Annotated in this window: 22 protein-coding genes; 5 read left to right on the top strand and 17 right to left on the bottom strand. The window is 34.9% G+C overall.

From position 1 onward, the window contains the following. Positions 1–19 precede the first annotated feature (19 nt). Together ACH2CJ_RS14585 and ACH2CJ_RS14580 are read left to right on the top strand one after the other, a co-directional pair. Positions 20–1441: an amidohydrolase gene (locus ACH2CJ_RS14585; protein ID WP_394993677.1), complete on the top strand. Its 1422-nt coding sequence runs from the start codon at positions 20–22 to the stop codon at positions 1439–1441. 1177 nt (positions 1442–2618) lie between these two features. After that, positions 2619–5102 carry a tail fiber domain-containing protein gene (locus tag ACH2CJ_RS14580; RefSeq protein WP_394993676.1) on the top strand — a complete coding sequence of 828 codons (2484 nt, stop codon included), beginning with the start codon at positions 2619–2621 and terminating at the stop codon, positions 5100–5102. A gap of 11 nt (positions 5103–5113) precedes the next feature. Here ACH2CJ_RS14580 and ACH2CJ_RS14575 read toward each other — a convergent pair whose 3' ends face one another. The 15 genes from ACH2CJ_RS14575 to ACH2CJ_RS14505 form a co-directional block, all read right to left on the bottom strand. Next, positions 5114–5311, bottom strand: coding sequence for a hypothetical protein (locus ACH2CJ_RS14575; RefSeq protein WP_394993675.1), 198 nt, complete (start codon positions 5309–5311; stop codon positions 5114–5116). After that, positions 5311–5661 carry a DUF5615 family PIN-like protein gene (locus ACH2CJ_RS14570; protein WP_394993674.1) on the bottom strand — a complete coding sequence of 117 codons (351 nt, stop codon included), beginning with the start codon at positions 5659–5661 and terminating at the stop codon, positions 5311–5313. Before ACH2CJ_RS14570 ends, ACH2CJ_RS14575 begins: the two co-directional genes overlap by 1 nt. Beyond that, on the bottom strand, positions 5658–5906 hold the full coding sequence (locus ACH2CJ_RS14565; protein WP_394993673.1) for a DUF433 domain-containing protein: 249 nt from the start codon (positions 5904–5906) through the stop codon (positions 5658–5660). The genes ACH2CJ_RS14570 and ACH2CJ_RS14565 overlap by 4 nt, the downstream gene beginning before the upstream one ends. Positions 5907–5955: 49 nt before the next feature. Further along, positions 5956–6651, bottom strand: coding sequence for a sulfite exporter TauE/SafE family protein (locus tag ACH2CJ_RS14560; protein WP_394993672.1), 696 nt, complete (start codon positions 6649–6651; stop codon positions 5956–5958). A gap of 89 nt (positions 6652–6740) precedes the next feature. Next, a complete protein-coding gene (locus ACH2CJ_RS14555) occupies positions 6741–7178 on the bottom strand; it encodes a FixH family protein (protein ID WP_394993671.1) in 438 nt (145 codons plus the stop codon). A 29-nt stretch (positions 7179–7207) separates the two neighbouring features. Beyond that, complete coding sequence (gene ccoG, locus ACH2CJ_RS14550; RefSeq protein WP_394993670.1) at positions 7208–8635, bottom strand: cytochrome c oxidase accessory protein CcoG; 1428 nt, start codon at positions 8633–8635, stop codon at positions 7208–7210. A gap of 92 nt (positions 8636–8727) precedes the next feature. Beyond that, positions 8728–9516, bottom strand: a complete 789-nt coding sequence (locus ACH2CJ_RS14545; protein ID WP_394993669.1) for a cbb3-type cytochrome c oxidase N-terminal domain-containing protein — start codon at positions 9514–9516, stop codon at positions 8728–8730. Positions 9517–9614: 98 nt separating this feature from the next. Continuing rightward, positions 9615–9779: a CcoQ/FixQ family Cbb3-type cytochrome c oxidase assembly chaperone gene (locus tag ACH2CJ_RS14540; RefSeq protein ID WP_394993668.1), complete on the bottom strand. Its 165-nt coding sequence runs from the start codon at positions 9777–9779 to the stop codon at positions 9615–9617. Between the two features lie 133 nt (positions 9780–9912). Further along, positions 9913–11988: a cytochrome-c oxidase, cbb3-type subunit I gene (gene ccoN, locus ACH2CJ_RS14535; RefSeq protein ID WP_394993687.1), complete on the bottom strand. Its 2076-nt coding sequence runs from the start codon at positions 11986–11988 to the stop codon at positions 9913–9915. 271 nt (positions 11989–12259) lie between these two features. Further along, entirely contained in the window at positions 12260–12667 is a 408-nt protein-coding gene (locus ACH2CJ_RS14530; protein WP_394993667.1) for a hypothetical protein, read from the bottom strand. Between the two features lie 157 nt (positions 12668–12824). Next, a complete protein-coding gene (locus ACH2CJ_RS14525) occupies positions 12825–13610 on the bottom strand; it encodes a hypothetical protein (RefSeq protein ID WP_394993666.1) in 786 nt (261 codons plus the stop codon). 79 nt (positions 13611–13689) lie between these two features. Further along, complete coding sequence (ccoS, locus tag ACH2CJ_RS14520; RefSeq protein WP_394993665.1) at positions 13690–13866, bottom strand: cbb3-type cytochrome oxidase assembly protein CcoS; 177 nt, start codon at positions 13864–13866, stop codon at positions 13690–13692. Positions 13867–13886: 20 nt separating this feature from the next. Beyond that, positions 13887–16340 (bottom strand): heavy metal translocating P-type ATPase, encoded by a 2454-nt coding sequence (locus tag ACH2CJ_RS14515; RefSeq protein WP_394993664.1) that lies wholly within the window; start codon positions 16338–16340, stop codon positions 13887–13889. Further along, the gene (locus tag ACH2CJ_RS14510) at positions 16337–16708 is read right to left on the bottom strand and encodes a hypothetical protein (RefSeq protein WP_394993663.1); all 372 of its coding nucleotides are present in this window, start codon (positions 16706–16708) and stop codon (positions 16337–16339) included. The genes ACH2CJ_RS14515 and ACH2CJ_RS14510 overlap by 4 nt, the downstream gene beginning before the upstream one ends. A 17-nt stretch (positions 16709–16725) precedes the next feature. After that, positions 16726–17538 (bottom strand): universal stress protein, encoded by an 813-nt coding sequence (locus ACH2CJ_RS14505; protein ID WP_394993662.1) that lies wholly within the window; start codon positions 17536–17538, stop codon positions 16726–16728. Positions 17539–17801: 263 nt separating this feature from the next. Between ACH2CJ_RS14505 and ACH2CJ_RS14500 the strand changes: the two genes are divergently transcribed. The 3 genes from ACH2CJ_RS14500 to ACH2CJ_RS14490 all read left to right on the top strand — a co-directional run bounded on the left by ACH2CJ_RS14500 (position 17802) and on the right by ACH2CJ_RS14490 (position 20795). Beyond that, positions 17802–19025: an ATP-binding protein gene (locus tag ACH2CJ_RS14500; protein WP_394993661.1), complete on the top strand. Its 1224-nt coding sequence runs from the start codon at positions 17802–17804 to the stop codon at positions 19023–19025. A gap of 5 nt (positions 19026–19030) precedes the next feature. Beyond that, positions 19031–20089 (top strand): response regulator, encoded by a 1059-nt coding sequence (locus tag ACH2CJ_RS14495; protein ID WP_394993660.1) that lies wholly within the window; start codon positions 19031–19033, stop codon positions 20087–20089. Positions 20090–20165: 76 nt separating this feature from the next. Then, positions 20166–20795: a carbonic anhydrase gene (locus ACH2CJ_RS14490; RefSeq protein ID WP_394993659.1), complete on the top strand. Its 630-nt coding sequence runs from the start codon at positions 20166–20168 to the stop codon at positions 20793–20795. Positions 20796–20955: 160 nt separating this feature from the next. On the opposite strand, the gene ACH2CJ_RS14485 is transcribed toward ACH2CJ_RS14490, so the two are convergent. Then, on the bottom strand, positions 20956–21123 hold the full coding sequence (locus ACH2CJ_RS14485; protein ID WP_394993686.1) for a DUF433 domain-containing protein: 168 nt from the start codon (positions 21121–21123) through the stop codon (positions 20956–20958). Positions 21124–21248: 125 nt separating this feature from the next. After that, positions 21249–22869, bottom strand: a 1621-nt coding sequence (acs, locus tag ACH2CJ_RS14480) for an acetate--CoA ligase (RefSeq protein WP_394993658.1), incomplete at its 5' end; no start/stop codon positions are given.

The following is a 22869-nucleotide window of genomic DNA, read 5'->3' as shown; positions in this document are numbered from 1 at the left end:
AACCAAACTTCGTCAAAACATGAAACACCTGTTTTTACTACTCTCCTTAGTAAATCTAAGTATTTTTGCCCAAACCCCAAAAGATAAAATGCTTGAAAGTATCAGCAAAAAAGAAATGTACTATGGCGGTATTGCCAAACAAATCTGGAATTTTGCCGAAGTAGGTTATCAAGAAACTAAAAGCTCGGCATTGCTACAAGAAACGCTCGGCAAAGAAGGTTTTAAGATTGAAAAAGGAGTCGCTGGCATTCCAACAGCTTTTATTGCAACTTTCGGAGAAGGGAAACCTGTGATCGCTATTCTTGGAGAATTTGATGCCTTACCCGGTTTATCACAAGATTCGATTGCTTCCCAAAAACCTATTGGTGGCAATGCAGGTCATGCTTGCGGACACCATTTATTTGGTACAGCCTCGGCAGCAGCAGCCATTGCCGTGAAAGAATACATGAAAGCCAATAATGTAAAAGGAACGCTCCGTTTCTATGGTACTCCAGCCGAAGAGGGTGGTTCGGGAAAAGTTTATATGGTGCGTGATGGCCTATTTAATGATGTTGATGTAGTTGTTCACTGGCATCCAGGTGCATCAAATAGTGCGAGTTTTGGTACTTCTTTGGCAAATAAGTCTGGTAAATTTCGTTTTTATGGAGTTTCGGCTCACGCTGCCGCTTCGCCCGAGAAAGGTCGTTCGGCTCTAGACGGTGTAGAAGCAATGGACAATATGGTAAATATGCTCCGTGAACACGTACCTTCTGATACTCGTATTCACTATGTAATTACGAATGGTGGAAAAGCACCAAATGTTGTCCCTGATTTTGCTGAGGTTTATTATTATGCTCGTAGTCCTCGTAGAACTGATGTGATTGATGTATGGTCACGAATAGAGAAAGCAGCAAAAGGTGCTGCAATGGGAACAGATACAAGAGTTGATTGGGAATTGACAGGTGGAACGTATGAACTTTTGCCGAACGAAACGCTTGCCAAAGTGATGCATACAAACCTAACGAAAGTAGGTGGAATGACTTATACGAATGAAGAAAAGGTATTTGCAGAAAATATTTCAAAGTCTTTAGGTGTAGAAAACATAAAATATGACGATGCTACAGGCATTAAACCATTAGCCGTCGAAAAAGGTGGTGGAGGCTCAACTGATGTTGGCGATGTGAGTTGGACAGTACCGACTGTTGGACTTACAACTGCGACTTGGGTTCCTGCCACACCCGCTCATAGTTGGCAAGCGGTTGCAGCGGGCGGTATGAGTATTGGTAGAAAAGGAATGGTAATGGCAGCCAAAACTTTGGCTTTAACAGCTACTGATTTGTTTGAAAATCCTGAATTGATACAACAGGCAAAAGTTGAGTTTGAAAAGGCCCGTGGAGCAAAAGATTTTAAATATCAATCATTGGTGGGTGATAGAAAACCTGCTTTAGATTATAGAAAGTGAACGAATGAGTCATAATTTTGAAGCCCTTTCTAAAATTTTAGAAAGGACTTTTTAAATGCCATGTTTGTTAGCGAACTCAATGAGTTCCGAGGTTTTATTAAAATTCAATTGAAAATAAATATATTTTCGATGAGGTTTGTGTTTGGTACTCTAAATCTAAACCAAATTAAAATAGAGATTAAGATTTTTGTTTATAAATTGTTATGGAGTAAAATTTGGTCAACACCCTATTGAAATTGCCTGATTTTTCCTCACACAAAACTTTTTTTTTCTAGTTGCGATAGAAAGCAGTCTGCATAAAACCTTATGAATATTAAAACGCCTACACTATGCTGAAAAAACATCTTTTTTATTTTTGAACTTGATAAACACTTACTACACAAGCAAGTAGTCATGCTAATTTTTGATAATAAATTCTTTCTCCTATATAGTATGCACTTTATGGCAGCAATCAATATCGAAAAATACCAAATAACATTATAAGTCTAATTGTTAATTGTATTTAGAACTTGTAGTAAAAACTTCAACTTAGCAACAGTAAAATTATCAAGTTTTCGAGATAGAAAAGACAATCAATAAATCGTATAAGGTTTGAACTCGAACGAACAAATTAAAAGTCGCAAATTACTCTGAAGAAACAAAAGACCGTTTAACAAAAACACCTTGTTTATGTAATTAACAATCTCCTATTTTAACGTTTTTAAAAGTTTCTCAAATATTAACAAAAAATATATTTAAAAAAATTAAGCGTAATGACTTAACGCTCAAAAATATTATGAAAAAAACATTTACATGCGTTCTTAGTACCCTTGCAACTTTGTACAGCATAGGACTATACGACTATCTTTCTCGCCGATGGTAAGCATTTTATGGTAGCACCCAGTATCGATAAAATACAAAAATTATTGCAAGCCCTTGGGCAATTTATCAGAACAAACAAAGCTCAAGTGGTTAATTGGGCTTATGTAATCAGTAGCACTTATGATCAACTGTTTACTTCAAGACAATAAAATAGTAAAATTTTCGAGAAGAAGAAGAAGAAAAGTAAGACCACAAATATTCTTAAAGTAGTCATAATTGAATCCCACCGGCATCATTGTCGGAAATTCATTTTCTCAATAAAGAGGATTCCTAATATTTATTTTCTAATCATTCATGCTTAAATACTCTATTAATCATGAACAACCTTAAAACAAATGCTTTCTTTAAGAGTAAGAAGGAACTGCTTATGAAAAATTATTTTTTACTATTTTTATTATTAAGTACATTCATATCCAAAGGTCAAGTTTTTACACAAAATGCAAGTGATGGCTCAATTACAATTACGCCAAGAGGCTTAAAAGGAAATACCAACACTGGTATCGGAACAGTCATTAATAATGTAGCACTTGGCTCAAATGCATTGAGATTTAATACTACAGGCCAAAATAATACTGCAACTGGATTTTATTCTCTTTATGCCAATACAACTGGTAGCGATAATACTGCAAATGGAAGTTGGTCTCTTCAAAATAATACCACAGGAAATTCTAATACTGCTACTGGAAATGGGTCTCTTTTATTTAACACAACAGGTAACAATAATACTGCAAATGGACAAAATGCTTTGCTAAACAATACAACTGGTTACGAGAATACTGCAACAGGGCAAGGAAGTCTTCAAAACAATACAACTGGTTTCGATAATACTGCAACAGGGAAAGGTAGTCTTCAAAACAATACAACTGGAATTTTTAATACTGCTAATGGAGTTTGGGCTCTAAAATTAAATACAACTGGATTCTATAATACTGCAACAGGGCAAAGTAGTCTTCAAAATAATACAACTGGAAACTATAATACTGCTAATGGAGTTTGGGCTCTAAAATTAAATACAACAGGATACGATAATACTGCAACAGGACAAAGTAGTCTAGAAAATAATACAACTGGTTACTTGAATACTGCAACAGGGCAAGGTAGTCTTCAAGAAAATACCACTGGAATTTTTAATACCGCATCAGGGACCAATGCTTTACAATTTAATACAACTGGTGGGTTTAATACTGCGAATGGAACCTATACTCTAAAATATAATACAACTGGTAGTGCTAATACTGCAACAGGGCAAGGTAGTCTTCAAGAAAATACTACTGGTAACAATAATACTGCAAATGGACAAAATGCTTTGCTAAACAATACAACTGGTTACGAGAATACTGCAACAGGGCAAGGTAGTCTTCAAAACAATACAATTGGAAACTCTAATACTGCTAATGGAGTTTGGGCTCTAAAATTAAATACAACTGGGTACGATAATACTGCAACAGGGCAAGGTAGTCTTCAAAATAATACCACTGGATTTTTTAATACTGCAACAGGGCAAGGTAGTCTTCAAGAAAATACCACTGGATTTTTTAATACTGCAACAGGGACCAATGCTTTACAATTTAATACAACTGGTTGGTATAATACTGCGAATGGAACCTATACTCTAAAATATAATACAACTGGTAGTGCTAATACAGCATTTGGACAAAATGCTTTGCAATTAAATACAACTGGAAATACTAATACTGCGACGGGGCAAGCTGCTTTGCAATTGAATACAATTGGAAACAATAATACTGCGAATGGACAAAATTCGCTACAAAAAAACACAACCGGTAATGCTAATACTGCAACAGGGCAAGGTAGTCTTCAAGAAAATACTACTGGTAACAATAATACTGCATATGGACAAAATGCTTTACTTAATAATACAACTGGTTACGAGAATTCTGCAAATGGACAAAATGCTTTATTAAAAAACACAACTGGGTTCAGTAATACTGCAACAGGGAAAGAAAGTCTTCAAAATAATACAACTGGTTATGAAAATACCGCTATCGGTACTAGGTCTCTCGGGACTAATATCATCGGTATTGGTAATACAGCTGTAGGAGCAGGGTCTCTTTATGTTAATTTTGCAGGTAACAATAATTCTGCTTTTGGCGATGGAACAATGCTATATAATAAATATGGCAATGATAATACGGCAATTGGAGCATTAGCTCTTATCTCAAACTATACAGGATCACAAAATACTGCTAATGGGAATACATCTGGTAGCAACATTAAAGATGGAAACCGCAATACATTTTTAGGCTATGCAAGTGATGCAACGGCCGACTTTAGTAATGCCATGGCCATTGGCTCAAATGCCAAAGTAAATGCAAGCAATAAAGTTCGTATTGGAGATGCCTCGGTAACTGTAATTGAAGGCCAAGTCGCTTGGAGCAACCCCTCTGATAGACGATTGAAAGAAAACATTGCTTATACTAAAAATTTGGGACTTGATTTTATCAATCAGCTTCAAACTGTTTCTTATAATTATATAGCAGATAAAGCTAAAACTCGATACGATGGTTTCATTGCTCAAGATATTGAACAAACAATGAAAAATTTACGTGTATCGTTTAGTGGTCTAAAAAAATCAAATGATGGTATGTATTCTTTGGCTTACTCTGATTTTATAATGCCATTAGTAAATGCCGTGAAGGAACAACAAATCCAAATTAATGATTTGAAAAAGCAACTTCAAGAAGCAAATGATTTTAAACAAAAAATAGTAGCTTTTGAAAAAAGAATAGCTTCATTGGAAGGATTGAAAACTGAGAGTCAAGATACTTCTAAAAAATAACTTTTGTCTTATCAATGACAAAAAGGAATATTCGACAAGTCAATATTTTGTTTGATAATATGAGGATAAGCAGCATTAAACCCTCTGACTATCAGCCAAATAGCAAGAATTGAATAAGTAACAGGAATAAGTTTTGGGAGTTTAGTGGTGAAGATTTTACGAAGCCATGTTGCTCCAAAACTTATGCTTTGAGCAAAGACGAGAATCATTAAATAATTGGTCGTTGGCGAATACCGTCTTTTTCGATAACTGTGAAGTTATTCTCTAAAAGAAAACCGTTATTGAGAATGGTTTTAAAGATTTGAAAAGGTTGGTTAGCATCAAACTCGATAAGTCGGTAAAAAACAATACCTAATGGTCTATAGTTTTTTTGAAATACTAAAGTACCAAAATCACTATCGAAAGTAAGTATAATTTGGTTTTGAAAAATGGCATATTCCATTACAAATGTATCTGGACTACTCGGTTTTATGAAACGAATATGCTCAATATCATAGCCATTATCCTTGAAAATCTGAAAGGTTTTTATTGGAAAGTTTTCATCAGCAAGTAATCTCATGAGGCTTTTGAAAAAGGAGCAACGAAAACTTGGAGAGAATCGTTTTTGAAAATATCATAGACAAAAAGATGAATTGCTTGGAGTGACTCTTTAGTAAGCCATGGATAATTTTCGAGTATCATTTGTTCCGTCCAACCATCAGCCATTCGACCAAGCAAAAACTCAACCGACAGACGAGTTCCTTTAATAATAGGTTTTCCACCTAAAATTTCAGCATTGGTATAAATATAATCTTGCCAGTTCATTGTTTGTTTTTTTACAAACTTAATAATAAATATTAAAAAAATCTATTTTCTAATGACAAAAAGGAATAATAGATAAATCAATATTTTGCTTAATAATATGCGGGTAAGCAGCATTAAATCCTCTGACTATCAGCCAAATAGCAAGGATTGAATAAGTAACAGGAATAAGTTTTGGGAGTTTAGTGGTGAAGATTATACGAAGCCATGTTGCTCCTAAACTTATTCCTAACATCATCGGTAAAGTTCCGATTCCGAAAAGTAGCATAAATACCATTCCGTCGATAATGCGTTCTGTAAGAAATGCTCCACTCAGGGCTGCATACACTAATCCGCATGGAAGAAAGCCATTCAAAATTCCAAAAGAAAATTGAGAAGCCAACGAATATTTCTTAAAAAGTGCTGATAATGAGGCTTTTATTAAGTTTGTAAATCTAAAAATTTGAGGATTAAAAGATATTTTATTATGCCAGCTTTTTGGTAAAAATACGCCAACTAAAATCAAAATTCCAAGAATAATAGACAATGATTTTTGTGAAATAAAGTAACTTGTACTTTCTCCAATAAAGCCCACAAAAAGTCCAATAAAACCATAAGTCACGATTCTTCCTGCATTGTAAAGTAGTCTTCCAATAATAAATTTCCACCTTTTTGAAGTACCGACGGGCAACATCATAGCAATTGGGCCGCACATACCGACACAGTGCAAACTTCCAATAAAACCCAATATAAATGCTGAATAAAACATAATTTTTTAGATATTTCAAGTTAGATTTGGGATATGAGATTCTCTTTTCTAATATGCGGAACTCCGCCCAATCATATCTCGTATCTGCTTTACAATACCATTTTTTCTTCTTTGTAGTAGCCTTTACCATCTTTTTTCCAAGAAACCTTTACTACCCATAAACCTCGGTCAAGTTTAGCGACTCGAATTGATTGGTTTTCAACTTTAGCAATATCCAATTTCACGGTAAAGTCTTTTCGAGCATCAGATGGTCTGTAAAAAAAAATTTCTCCAGTTGAGCCAATAGACTCTTTCGGAAAATCTAACATAATTATTTGATTATTATATTTATAATCAAACCTCAACTCTTTAGAAAGCTGGTTTGTATTATTCATTTGGTCAATATCGGTCTGATATGCAATTTCTTTCTGATAATAATCTTGGCTAACCAAATGAATATCATCTTGTTGGAGACATTTCCAGACTAAAAAACCCATAAATGCTACGAAACTTATATAAACAATTGCTATTTTTTTTCCCCAGTTCATCTTTTTTAATTTTGAATGATAAAATTGATTTATTCTGCTGGCCCTAAGAAATTAGTTTTTACGGTTTCCACCAAAACATTTCCGTTGTAAACTTCTATTTTCAATGGAGTTTTCATTGCTGTTATTTTATTTTTTTGCACATCCAAGAAGAAAACGGCATCAGCTCTGCCTTGCATCGGTACATGAATTTTACTTCCTTGTAAACGTATAACTCCATTATTATCAGCAACTTTCAAAACCAAATCAATTGGTTCGGAGGTTTTATTGATAAACTGAACATTGTATAAATTGCTAATAATACCATTGGGTTGCTCTTGATACATTTGCCCTGGCACACGCATAACGGTTGTTTCTACCATGGTTCGGCTCATCAGTAAAAATGCTTCAACGCCAACCAATATCACTAAAACAACCGAATAAGCGTAAGCTCTTGGCGACATTTTGAATGGTACTCGTTTTTCGATACTTTCTTGAGATGCATATTTGATAAGTCCAGTTGGTTTATCAATTTTTATCATCACTTCATCGCAAGCATCAATACATGCCGTACAGTTTACACATTCGAGTTGAGTACCGTTTCTGATGTCAATTCCAGTTGGGCAAACTTGCACACATAAGGCACAGTCAATACAATCTCCATTTTTGGCATGAGTATTTGATTTTTCGGGAGCTTTGCTCAACTTTCCTCTTGGCTCTCCTCTTACAAAATCATACATGATTGCCATTGTACTTCGTCCCATCAATACGCCTTGTAAACGACCATAAGGACAAATAGCGATACAAACTTGCTCACGTAAACGGGAAAATACAAAATAAAACAAGCCTGAAAATACTAAAATACCGATAAAACCTGACAAATGATAAGCTGGCGAAATTGTTATAATATTGATTGTTTCTTCGATTCCGATAATGTATGCCATAGTGAAATGGGCAATAATGACCGAGAAAACGATAAATATTAAATGTTTGAGTGTCTTCTTCCTGATTTTTTCGGTTGTCATCGGCCCACTATCAAGTTTTTGTTGCTGACGAGCATCGCCTTCAATCCAGTATTCAATTTTTCGGAAAATCATTTCTAGGAAAATAGTTTGTGGACAAGCCCAACCACACCAAAAACGCCCATAAACTACAGTAAATAAAATGATAAACATGAAGAATGTAATCATTCCTATGCCAAACAATACAAAATCTTGTGGAAAGAAAGCTTGTCCAAAAATCACAAATTTTCGTTCAAAAATATTCATCATCAATAATGGTTGTCCACCAATCTTAATGAATGGTACTGAAAAAAATATTACTAAAAAGATAACTGTGGCGATAATACGCTTGTTATGAAAACTCCCTTTGGGTTTCTTTGGATGAAGCCAAATACGCTCGCCATTTGCAGCTACCGTGGCGATGGTGTCACGGTACTCTTGGTCATAAAACGCTGATATGTCGGATGTTGTGGTATTCATTTTTGACCGCTCCCTCGCCAGCGAGCGACCGTGATAAGAAACGGCATGCTGCTGCTGGGCTTTTAAGGGATTTAATTTAAATGTTTCTGTTTTTACTTCGTTGATGTTGAATTCGAACTCATTTTTTCTCCTTGAGGTGCTTTGCCATTGGGTGGGTTTGTTCCTGCAATTGATAAAATATAATTGGAAACATCTTGCATTTCATTCGGTTTCAAGGTTGCTTTCCATGAAATCATACCTTTTTCGGGAACTCCATTTTTAATGGTTTTGAAAATATCTTTAACGGTTCCTCCGTGCAACCAATATTCATCCGTTAAATTTGGACCAACGCCGCCTTCGCCCATAGCATTATGACAAGCGACACATTTTTCAGTATATATTTCCTTTCCTTTCGCAACTACTTTCGCATCTGTTATTAAGAGTTTTACAGAGTTTTCATCTATACTATTAGCATTTTTTTCTTGAAAAGCCTCAATCTCTTTCTCTGCTACGGCAACTTCTTGTAAATATTCTTCTTCTTGATTTGGACTCGAATACCAAACGTGATAGTCAAGCATATAAAATATAGAAAAGACAATGGTAGCAGTAAACAAATATTTCCACCAAGGTGGTAAGTGATTGTCGAGTTCTCGGATTCCATCATAATTATGACTCAACAAAATCACTTCTTCTTTTTCTAAAGGTACAGCTCCAGTGAGGCTTTTCCACCAAACATTGAAGCTGAATGATTCAACGATTTTTTCGCTTCCTTCATCATTAATTTGTTTTAAAGATTGGAAAATTCCGAAAACTATAAACAAAATAATAATTGCAAATATGACGAGAATTACCAATACCAAGAATAGAATCAATTCATCGCCTGTTTTGGATGATAAGTTCATTTATTTCAATTTTTATGATTGACAAAATATTTTTAGTTCACCGTCAATTGTTAATAATTTCTGTATTAAAACTGACCATTGTGATAAAGGCTGAAAAACTATTTTTCCTTATCAAAAGGAAGGTTTTTCATGTATTTTACATATTTTTTATCTGCCTTATAGACCCAAAAGCCCAAAGCTGAGAAGAAAACAAAAAATACAATTAATGAAAAGATGGGAAAAACTGATACGCCATCTATACTGGATAATGCGTTTTTAAACATGGTTATATTTGTTTTAGTTGACATATTACAGTCCACAGTCGAAAGCATTCTTTGTCTAAAAATCCAGAAAAAGTAAATCAAAAAACTTTTTGCTATCATTTGTAAACTGCCGACCATCGACCGCTGACTATATTTATTTAGTAGCTGTTTGTTCTTTTTTAATATCAGTACCCATTCGTTGCAAGTAGGCTATCAAAGCGATAATTTCTCTATCAGGATTTGCTTTTATTTTGGCATCAGCTAAAGATTTTACAATGCCATTTGCTTGATTTTCGGCATTTCTAACAGCTTCATCCTCAAAGCCTTCAGCATAAGGTACACCCAACTTACGCATCGCATTGATTTTATCTGGCAATTGATTTTTGTTGTACTTATCTGATAATAACCAAGGATAAGTAGGCATAATCGAACCTGGAGACATAGTTTGAGGATCCATCATGTGGTTATAGTGCCAGCTATCAGGGTATTTTCCACCAATACGATGCAAATCTGGGCCTGTACGTTTAGAACCCCACTGAAACGGGTGGTCATATACGAACTCACCAGCTTTTGAATATTCTCCATAACGCTCAGTTTCCGAACGAAAAGGACGAATCATTTGTGAGTGACAAGTATAACATCCTTCACGAATATAAATATCACGTCCTTCGAGTTCGAGTGGTGTGTATGGTTTCACTGAAGCAATCGTAGGAATATTAGATTCAACCAACCAAGTAGGCACAAATTCTACAACGCCACCGATAATTACAGCCACCAAGGCAAAAACCATAAACATGACTGGTTTACGCTCAATTACTGCATGCCAACCTTCATCTGCAATTATAACATTTTTTACTAAAGCTGGAGCTTCGTCGTACTCATCAGCTACAAAACTTCCTTGTCGAGCCGTTTTGATTAAGTTATAAATCATGATGAAAGTTCCTACCAAATAAAGCAAGCCACCAAAAGCACGCATGGCATATAAAGGAACGATTTGTGTAACGGTTTCGAGGAAATTAGGATATGCTAAGAAACCTTCTTTGGTAAATTCTTTCCACATCAAACTTTGTGTGAAACCTGCCCAATACATTGGCAATGTCCAGAACAAAATACCGAGTGTTCCTACCCAGAAGTGTGTATTTGCTAAAGAAACTGAGAAGATTTTGGTTTTCCACATTCTTGGTACCATCCAATAGAGCATACCAAAAATCATAAATCCGTTCCAACCCAAACCACCTACGTGCACGTGAGCAATTGTCCAGTCAGTAAAGTGAGAAATTGCATTTACGTTTTTTAAAGAAAGCAAAGGGCCTTCAAAAGTAGCCATTCCATAAGCTGTTACGGCAACAACGAAGAATTTCAAAACTGGGTCTTCACGTACTCTATCCCATGCACCACGAAGTGTAAGCAGCCCATTGAGCATTCCACCCCAAGATGGAGCAATAAGCATAATGGAAAAAACAGTACCTAAACTTTGAGCCCAATTAGGTAATGAAGAGTAAAGTAAGTGGTGAGGGCCCGCCCAAATATATAAGAAAATGAGTGACCAAAAGTGAATAATTGACAGTTTATAAGAAAAAACAGGGCGATTTGCCGCTTTTGGAAGGTAATAATACATCAAACCTAAAAATGGTGTTGTTAAGAAAAAAGCAACAGCATTATGTCCATACCACCATTGTACAAGGGCATCTTGCACACCTGCATAGACCGAATAACTTTTTGTCCACGAAATGGGTAATTCAAGTGAATTGACAATATGAAGCAATGCAACCGTAATAAATGTTGCAATATAAAACCAAACAGCAACGTACATGTGTCGCTCACGGCGTTTGATAATAGTACCAATCATGTTGATGCCAAAAACTACCCATATCAAAGTAATTGCAATATCAATTGGCCACTCTAATTCGGCATATTCTTTTGAAGTAGTAATACCTAAAGGCAATGTAATAGCAGCCGCTAAAATAATTAATTGCCATCCCCAAAAGTGAGTCCAGCTCAATTGTCGGCTAAACATCGGTGCTTTTAGCAATCTTGGCATAGAATAATAAATACCTGCAAACATGGCATTTCCGACGAAAGCGAAAATAATGGCATTGGTATGAAGAGGGCGAATACGTCCGAATGTTGTATAAGGAATTCCAAAATTGGCAGTAGGCCAAAATAATTGAGTAGCCGCCGTAAGTCCCACCAACATTCCGACAACACCAAAAATGACGGTAGCAATCATAAAAGCTTTCACAACTTTATTATCGTAGTAAAAACCCTCTAATGTTGCCCCACCCCCAGAATGGATATTCCCCGAATGAGAGTCATTATTGAAAATAGGTTTGGCAAATAATTGCATAAAATTTGATTTATAGTAGTTAGTAAATATGCTATTTGATTGATAATAAAGTAATTACAACAGTGTTTGGTTATTACCATGTCGTAAAATTACAAGCAGACCCCAGTCAAAAATATGACTGAGGTCTGCTATAAATATGATAGAAATCATAAAATTAATTAAGCGTGGCTGGTGTTTTGTAAGAAGCAATAAAATCACGAAACTTAGTTTTCGTTTCTCTATAATCAAATTCAAAATATTTCATTTCTTCATTCAAATATTGGTGGTCTTTCTTTTGTTCATTATCAAAAATATTATCATCAAGCACCCCTTGAGCAAGCTCTTTTTCGATAGTAGTCAACTCTAATAGCAAGCGTTTAGTGAGACGTTGATAATGATGAAATTGATTGACAAATTCAGCAACCAACAATGAATTTTTTGAATTACTTAATGTGATTATTTTATATTCATCCAAAATTTTCAAGAAAAAAGTAGATTCTTGAGCTACAGTTTCAATCTTATTTCTCCAAAGTTTATGCTCAAAATGGGCATGATTCAGTTGATATGTCTTCGATGTTGTCATTATTTTAATATTTAGGTTTGTCTATTTTAAATTAAAATTTATTATTTTCGCTTCATGAATATAATACTTAGGAGCTTTGTCATAAATACTTGAGAAAGGAACAGAAGGGTTGTAAGCAAAAATTGGTCGGAAGTAGAATTGTTTTCGTTGAACAAGTTTAATATGGGAGAAGTGAGAATTTAAAAAGGCGTTTTGCGATTTCAGGTTTTAAAATTGATGCGATTTCGTGAGCAGAAAATTCAAGTTGCAGCCCTTTGTTTACTCCGACTACATCTTCAATCAAATAAACGACAACATTCGATACACCACTTTGCTTCCTATCTACTCCTATCTGACGGTCGAATGCCTTCCAATCGGGCGTTAGTTTTAAATATTTTTGCTCGACTCTACGGGCAATTAGCTCAAAAAAAGTGTTTTGAGAATTAGCCTCTTGCTTAAAAATATCGGCTTCCAACAAAAAACGCTTTTGAGCCAAGTCATACACTTCCCAGTCTTGGGTTTCACTGCAAGGTGTATCATCATTCTTGCAGTTACCTGTTTTTAGAAAAAAGCCTAATAAATCGTTCTGAATAAAAGTTACGTAAGTCATTTTGTAAAAATAATGAAATGAGGCAATATCAAAACATTCTTTGTCTCCGTCGCAAGTACCAAAAAATGTCATTCCTGATAGCCAATCATTGACATAATTTTGGGCAGTTGTATCTTTCAAACCACTTATTACAGCATGAGTTGTTTCCCATTTACAATCATATTCTTTGTAATACTCCGTATATTTTACATTTTTGACTTTTATATCGGCACTTTTGTTCTTAAAATATTGCGTTTCGGGCAAATTCAAAAAAGCACTTTCTTGAGCATGAGAAGTGCGTGGCAACAGGAAGATAAATAGAATTAATATATATATTATTTGAAGGGGAGAATATTGCGTTTCTGTATGTTTCATAAAATAGGATATTTAATGAAACAAAATACGACTATGCTATTTGGAGAAAACCTGATATAAGGCAAATAAAAACATGATTTCAGACATCTTTTTTGTTAATTTCTAGTTTTTCCTCTTGAGGATTATCAAATAATATCCTGACCGATGGCGTATAAGTATCATCAAATTGCCCATCTTGGGTTGCCCAAATAAAAGCTCCCAAAAATCCACCTGCTACCGTAATAGCTACTATGGCTAAAAAAATAATTACACCCATGAGTTTTTCAATTAGTACAATTAAAGTCTTTTAAAATAAGCAAATAAATGTGTCAATCCAACGGCAAAAAGCACCACTGAAAGTGAACTCAAAGGCATAAAAATTGCCGCCAAAACTGGCGAAAGTTGCCCCGTAACTGCCCAACCAATGCCAATAAAATTATAGACTAACGACAGAATAAAACTCGCTTTCACGATATTGAGAGCCGTTTTGCTAAACTGCAAGAAATCGCTCAGTTGCCCAAACTTAGAGGCGTCCAAAATTGCATCACATGCGGGCGAAAAGAATTTTATGTCTTCAGTTATTGCAATTCCAACATCACTTTGGCGTAAAGCTCCTGCATCATTTAAGCCATCGCCAATCATCAAAACATGGTTTCCCAGTTTTTGCTCTTTACTTATAAAATTAAGTTTGTCTTGTGGTTTTTGCTTAAAAAACACCGCATTTTGTCGAAAATAAGGCATTAATTTTGTTTTATCAGCATCATTGTCGCCCGATAATAAAAACAAACGGAAATGCCTACTTAAGTTTGACAATATATGCTGCCAATTTTTTCGATAAATTGTTTGGATAACAAAATATCCACGATAAAGTCCATTGATTTCGAGCAAAGCATGTGTATGATTAATTGTGTGATTATCATCTTTTTGGATAAACCCTATCTTTCCAAGTCTTGCCAAATTTCCATCAATACTCGCTTCTACTCCTTCTCCTTGAAACTCTTGAAAATAATCAATTTTTAAAGCAGAAAATTCTAAAAAATGGATAGATTGTGCTATCATTTTGCTCAATGGGTGCATTGATTGTAAACAAAGCGTTTTTACTAATTTTTGTTCATATTCACTTATCCCTTCTGCTCCAACAAAATGTACTTTTGCAGTACGCTGCCCGTCTGAATTACTTTCTGTCAAAGTACCTGTTTTATCGAAAACTATTTCGTTTATCTCGTTCAATAATTGAATTACGCCTTGATTTTTGACATAAAACTTATTTCTTCCAAATATTGCCATCGTTGCCGACATCGTAAAGGGCATAGAAAGTGTTAATGCACACGGACAAGCAACCATCAACACGGCTGTTACAGAATTCCAAAATAAACTTGGCTCGGCAAAAGCCCAGTAAACGCCTGATAATGAAGCAATTATAAAAGTAAAAACTGTAAAATATTTACTAAACAAATTGGCTAATTCGGTGGTTGGCATTACTTTTTCCTTCAAAAATGCTTCATTATTCCATAGTTGAGTTAAATAACTTTGCGACACTGGCTTCTGCACAATCAGTTCTAAAGACTCGCCCATTTGTCGTCCACCCGCATAAATTATTTCTCCAATATTCTTGCTCACTGGGTCAGTTTCACCTGTTACAAAACTATAATCAATCATGGCTTTTCCTTTACTTATAATGACGTCGGCTGGAATCAATTCTTGGTGATGAATATAAATTGTGTCGCTTTTTTTGAGTTCCATTACATTCAAAAAAACCTCAGTTTTATCTCTCAAAACTTTTACCGCTAAAGGAAAATATGACTTATAGTTTCTTTCAAAATACAAATAATTATATGTGATTTGTTGCATCCATTTCCCCACCAAAAGAAAGAAAACTAAGCCCGCTAAACTATCATAATAACCCGAAGAATAATTGATAAAAGTTTCGTACATACTTCGTCCATAAAGAGCAATAATGGCTACTGCAATCGGAATATCTACACTGAAAACTTTGGTTGTTTTATTAACATTTTCACGAATTGAAATGTAGGCACCATTCAAGTAATCGTAAGCACCATAGAAGAAAACAGGTAATGAAAGTAGAAAATTAAAGTATAAAAAGAACTTTTGATAGGTAGCATCTACATTATTTTGAAGGTCGAGGTGAAAGTATTCAGGAAAACTCATCATCATGATATTTCCCATGCAAAATCCCACGACACCGATTTTTAAAAGGAGTGAATGTTGATGTGAATTCCCGTCTTGTGGTTTTGTTGCACTATCTAAATTTATCAGAGGTTCATAGCCCAAAGTTGCTAAAAGTTCAACAATTTCACGCAAGTTCACTTCGGTAGGATTATAACTCAAAGACAATTCTTTTTTCAAAAAATTCAAGCGAGATATCATCACTCCTTTAGTGATTTTATTGAAATTCTCTAATATCCAAACACACGAACTACAATGCACCGCAGGAATATAAAAAATCACTTTCGATAAACTATCGGACTGATAATCAAGTAATTGTGAAACAATATTAGCTTCATTGAGGTAACTATATTTGTGTTCAAAGTTTTTAGATTTTAGGCTAATTCCTGCATTTTTGTTGAGGTCATAATAGTTGCAAAGATTATTGTTTTGTAAAATTTCATAGACAGTTTGGCAGCCATAACAACAAAAATGCTTCTCTTCAATCGAAATTGAATCGTCGGCACATTCGTTGCCGCAGTGGTAACAAAGCAGTTTTTTATCAACTTCTCTTACCTGATTCATAGCGTTACCCTTTTAGTTTCAATATTCATAAAACTATTCATTTCTCTACCTAAATTGTTTTGTCGCTCAAGCGACCAATAATTTGTAAAAGATGATTCGAGCCATGTTTTACCCGATTTTCGAAATACCGACACCTGTAAACCCATGTTTTCCCAAAACAATTCTTCAATCTCAAAAACCTTCATTTCTGACATTATAACGAAACTATTCAATATCTTTCTGTGAGCAATTTCGTTTAAGGTACAGCTCGGAGCATCACCCATTTCTTCGCCTTTGTGATAAACTTCAAGACGCAAAAAAGGATATTCTTCGTTGAATTGTTTCACCAATTCAGCTATCTTCATATAGGCACTTACAAGTATTCTCATTGAAGTGTTTTTTTAAATCAAACAACTGCTAAAATTGGTATCTCATCATTGAAAGCCAAACGTTCAGTATTACTTTCTTTAAAAAACAGTTCAAAAAGATTATGTTTTCTAGGAAAAGTAATAATCAAATCAGCATGATTAGATTTAGCAAATGCCAAAACCGAATCGGCAAATTCATTGCCCTCAATTACCGAAAATGTATGTGGTACATTTTTTAGTAATTCTCTAATTTTCACACCCGACTCCTTTGCTTTATCCGATGCTTCAGCAATGGTTAGCAAATTGACTGTTGCCTCTAAATCTTGTAGAATATTGACAGTTTTTTGTAAAGTTTGAGCATCAATTTCATATTGAAAATCAAGCCCTAAAACCACATTATTAAAAAAAGAAAACTTAGTATTAGGTGGAACTAAAAGTAATGGGGTTTTTGTCTGATGAATCATTGAGGTTGCAATACTACCAAAATATTTTGCTGCTAAAGGTGAATCGCCAACACTACCCATAACCAACAAGTCAGCATTTGTATCAACCAAAAGTTGCTTTAAGGTATCAGTTACTAAACCTTCTTTTACCTGTATTTCGATGTTTAGATTTTCGGGATATTTTTTCACTAATCGCTGCTGTAAGCGTTTTAATGAGCGGAAACTATGTTTTTCTAATTCTTTCGAAGTAATAGCAATTTCACTCATTTCAGATTCGTAAGGCATCACGAACCTATATGCGTGAAAAATAATTAGCTTTGCTTTGGTTTTGACAGCAACGTGGGCAGCAGTTTCGGCTGCTTTGCTCGAACCTTTCGAGAAATCAGTAGCAAATACTATGGTTTTCATAAAAATATCGTTTAAATAGATTGAATTTTAAAATCAGTTTTCGGTATACAAATTTCACCTATTTTGGAATCTATAATTATGACGGTTGTCATATTAAGGTATGATTTTGAATAATGATAACTAGACTTGTTGCAATGGAAGATTATTCGTTTTCACTTGTTTAAATCATAGAAATCTGTCCGATTGCTCTTATTTTTAAATTATTTTTTGAAATCCTGACTAATATCATATTTTAGCTTATCATCATTTTATTAACTTGCCTAATGAAAGTATCCAATATTTCAATTGCTGAAAATGACATGCTTAATCAAGTAGAGGCGATTTTTCAATTTGCCACAGAGGCCATACTTATCACCGATAATCATGGTAAAATTATTAGGGTAAATCCAAGTACAGAAGCTATGTTTGGCTACGACACCAGCGAATTTATCAATCAACCCATCGAAATATTGATTCCGAGAAGATTATCAGAGAGGCATAAAAATCATCGAGAAAAGTTTCAAGAAAATCCGCATGCTCGCTCAATGGGTGCAAATTTTGATTTATTTGCCAAGCGAAAAGATGATACTGAGTTTCCTGTTGAAGTTAGTTTAAGTCCATATACCAATAGTGATGGAAGTTTTGTGATTGCATTTATTATTGATATTAGTATCAGAAAAAAGGCTGAAAATCAATTGATTGCTTATAAATCTGAACTTGAAAAAGAAGTTGAGGAACGCACCATGATTTTGAAAGAGGCGATTCAGAAGTTGGAGCAAACAAAAGATGAACTTGACAACTCACTCAAACGAGAACGAGAAGTCAATTCGATGAAATCAAGGTTTATTTCGATTGCATCGCACGAGTTTCGTACACCTTTGGCAACTGTACTATCATCGCTATCATTGGTAGAGAAATACTCCGAACTCAAAGAAGATGAAAAACGAAACAAACATATCAGTAGAATTAAGTCATCGGTCAGAAATTTAACTGAAATATTAAATGATTTTCTTTCTTTAAATAAACTCGAAGAAGGAAAAGTAATGATAAATATTGAACACTTTAACCTGTACGATTTGATTGACGGAGTCAGACAAGAATTACAAGGAATTGCTAAAACGAGTCAAGAAATTGAACTTTCTTGTGCCAATAATGGCGATTCGATGGTTAATCTTGATAAAACCTTGATTCGTAATATTCTCATCAATTTAGTTTCCAATGCCATCAAGTTTTCGTCCGAAGATAGCACCATTAATATTAATGTAGTATTAAGCGAAACAACAGTAATAATTAGTGTAGAAGACCACGGCATTGGTATTCCTGCAGCTGACCAAAAACATCTATTTGAACGATTCTTTAGGTCGAGCAATGCTGGAGAAATTAAAGGAACTGGACTCGGACTAAGCATCGTAGCTCATTATGTAAATCTGCTAAAAGGCTCGATTAAATTTGAAAGTAAAGAAAATGTAGGTACGAAGTTTTATATAAATTTACATCGAAATTTTTAAAAATAATGAAGAAAATATTACTCATAGAAGATAATACTGAAATTAGAGAAAATACTGCTGAAATATTGGACTTGGCTGATTATAAGGTAATTACGGCGGAAAATGGTAGAGTTGGTGTTGAAAAAGCTCATCAAGAAAAACCAGATTTAATTATCTGCGATATTATGATGCCCATTATGGACGGTTATAGTGTGCTTCACTTACTCTCAAAAACGCCTGATACTGCCAATATTCCATTTATTTTCTTGACCGCTAAAGCCGACCGTTCTGATTTTAGAAAAGGTATGGAAATGGGTGCCGACGATTATATAACCAAACCTTTTGATGATGTTGAACTGCTAAATGCCATCGAAAGCCGTTTAAAAAAAGTAGATTTACTTCAAAAAAATTACGCCAAAGACCTGACGGGTCTCGATGAACTAATCACTGATGCAAGTGGCAACCAAGAATTAAAAAAATTACTCGAAAGCAGAGAAGTTAGAATCTATAAAAAGAAAAGCCAAATTTATCGAGAAGGCGATTATCCACTTTATTTGTTTTGTGTGGTAAAAGGGAAAATCAAAACTTTCAAGACCAACGATGATGGTAAAGAGTTGATAATCAATATCTTTGATAAAAACGACTATCTCGGTTATGTTGATTTACTACAAGAAAGTAATTATAACGAATCGGCAGCAGCTATGGAAGATTGTGAAATATGCCTGATTCCGAAGAATGATTTTTATAATTTGGTTCTTCGGAACCGTCAAGTTGCTCAGAAATTTATTCAGTTGCTATCAAAAAATATCAAGACTAACGAAGAACAATTACTAAAATTGGCTTATAATTCTGTCAGAAAACGTATTTCGGAGGCATTATTGAAATTTCATAGCCATCTCTCCAAACAAGGAATTCCAAGCAATAATATGAAAATCAGTCGTGAAGATTTATCAAACGTAGCAGGAACTTCGCTCGAAACGGCTATCCGTACACTATCTGATTTCAAAGACGAAAAACTCATCGAAATAGAGTCAGGAAAAATCACAATTTTGGATTTGGAGAAATTGAAAAGGTTGAAGAATTAGATTAATTTTGCTAACATACTTCTTGCTGACAAATGAATCTCAAAAACGATGTATTACTATAAAAATGAATTCACAAATGGAAAAATTTGAACAAATTTTTAAAAACAATGAACTTTGGGTAGCTAAAAAACTTAAAAAAGATCCTGAATATTTTGTAAATTTAAACAAAGGACAAAGCCCTGAGTTTTTGTATATTGGTTGCTCCGATAGCAGAGTTACAGCTGAAGATTTGATGGGTGTACAACCTGGCGAAGTATTTGTTCACCGCAACATTGCAAATATGGTTGTTAGCATTGACCTAAACGTAATGAGTGTGATTAATTATGCGGTTCGATACTTAAAAGTAAAACACATAATTGTGTGTGGCCATTACTCATGTGGAGGTGTAAAAGCCGCCATGCAACCTGCCGACATGGGCATTTTGAATCCGTGGTTGAGAAATATCAGAGATGTATATCGTATGCATAAAAACGAACTAAATGCCATCGCTGACGAAGCTGCCCGATATGACCGATTGGTAGAACTAAATGTACAAGAACAATGCATCAATGTAATAAAATTAGCATCGGTGCAACAAGCCTACAAAGAAAGAGGTATTACGGTACATGGTTTGGTTTTCGATATTAACACAGGAAAATTGATTGATTTGAAAATTGACTTTCCTAAAATATTGGCAGATATAATGGAAATTTATCGGTTGATTTAGTCATAAAAATGATAAAACTAGCGGTTGTTTTGTTTAAAAAAACGCTAATTTCGCTAAACCTTTGTTATATTTGACTTGTTGAAATGGAAGATTCTTCGTTTAAAAATAGCCTTTTTTTAATGGTTCACTAATAAAAATGAGTTGGTTTGATATACATTCTTTAAAACAGAAAAATTGCTTGTAAGGCTTCTTTTGAAAGTCTTATACAATTTTCGAGTAGCATTTCCTCTGACCAACCATCTGCAAGTCTATCTAAGAGAATTTCTACTGAGAGTCGAGTTCCCTTTATTGTAGGTTTTACTACTAAAACACTTGGGTTCGAATGAATATAATCTTGCTAGATTATGTTATTGTCTTTTTGCAAATTTAAAAATAATTTTCAAATCCAGTACAAAAATATATTTATCCGTGCCACAGTTTTTTTTAGGATAATTACGTGTGGCACGGATTTTCTTACTTCATTGCCTCCGCTCCATTCTTAATATCTTCCACAACATTCGGGTCGAGAAGGGTTGAAATATCCCCTAAGTTTGAAGTTTCGCCTTCGGCAATTTTTCTTAAAATTCGTCGCATGATTTTGCCCGAACGAGTTTTTGGTAAGCCCGTTACAAACTGAATTTTATCAGGTTTAGCAATTGGTCCAATTACTCGAGAAACAGTTGCTAAAATGTCTTTTCGAGTCATTTCTTCTTCATGGCTTGTACTTTCACAAATAACATAAGCATAAATTCCTTGCCCTTTAATATCGTGCGGATATCCTACCACGGCACTTTCTACTACACCCGTGTGCATATTTATAGCATTTTCAACTTCGGCAGTACCAATTCTATGTCCCGACACATTCAATACATCGTCTACCCTTCCTGTAATTCGATAAAAACCATTTTCGTCACGCATGGCTCCGTCTCCTGTAAAATATAGGTTTGGATAGGCAGTAAAATAGGCGGTTCTACAACGTTCGTGGTCGCCCCATGTAGTACGAATAATAGAGGGCCAAGGAAATTTTATACATAAATTTCCACCAACATTTCCACCTAAAATCTCATTTCCTTGATCATCAACCAACATCATTTGTACACCTGGTAGTGGCAACGATGCCCAAGCAGGTTTTAATGGGGTGATTCCTGCCAAAGCCGAAATCATAATTCCACCAGTTTCGGTTTGCCACCAAGTATCAATTACGGGGCATTTGTCTTTTCCAATATTTTTTGAATACCATTGCCAAGCTTCCTCATTGATTGGCTCGCCTACTGAACCTAAAATTTTGAGTGAACTCAAGTCTTTCCCTTCAACATATTCTAAACCAAACCCCATTAATGAACGAATAGCAGTTGGGGCAGTATAAAGGATATTTACTTGATGTTTTGCAACAATATCCCAGAAACGCCCTGCATCGGGATAAGTAGGTACACCTTCAAATAAAACCGAAATTGCACCAGTAGCCAAAGGCCCATAAATGATGTAAGAGTGCCCTGTAATCCAGCCAATATCTGCAGTACAGAAATGTACCATTCCAGCTTTGTACTGAAAAACATTTTGAAAAGTATAGGCCGTATATACCATATAACCACCGCAAGTCTGAACTACACCTTTGGGTTTTCCTGTTGAACCAGAAGTATATAGGATAAAAAGTGGGTCTTCAGAGTCCATTTCTTCAGCAGGACATTCGCTTGTTACATACTTTTCTTCTTCTTCCCACCAAACATCACGACCTTTAATCATGCTTACAGGGGTACGTGTGCGAGTAGCAACAATCACTTTTTTTACTGACAGACAGCCCATCAAGGCATCATCCACTGTATCTTTCATTGGAATTGCTTTGTTTCCACGCACGGCACCATCAGTTGTAACGACCACCACACACTGAGAGTCATTTATTCTGTCTGCGATAGAAGTTGCAGAAAACCCACCAAAAACTACCGAGTGAATTGCCCCGATTCTGGCACAAGCCAAGATTGCAATCGTCAACTCTGGAATCATTGGCATATAAATACAAACTCTATCACCTTTTTTTACGCCGTTACGTTTCAAAACATTGGCAAAACGACAAACACGCTCAAATAATTGGCGATAA

It is taken from the genome of Emticicia sp., assembly GCF_043780375.1.
Classification (GTDB): Bacteria; Bacteroidota; Bacteroidia; order Cytophagales; family Spirosomataceae; genus Emticicia.
This window is presented reverse-complemented; position numbering and strand designations above follow the sequence as displayed.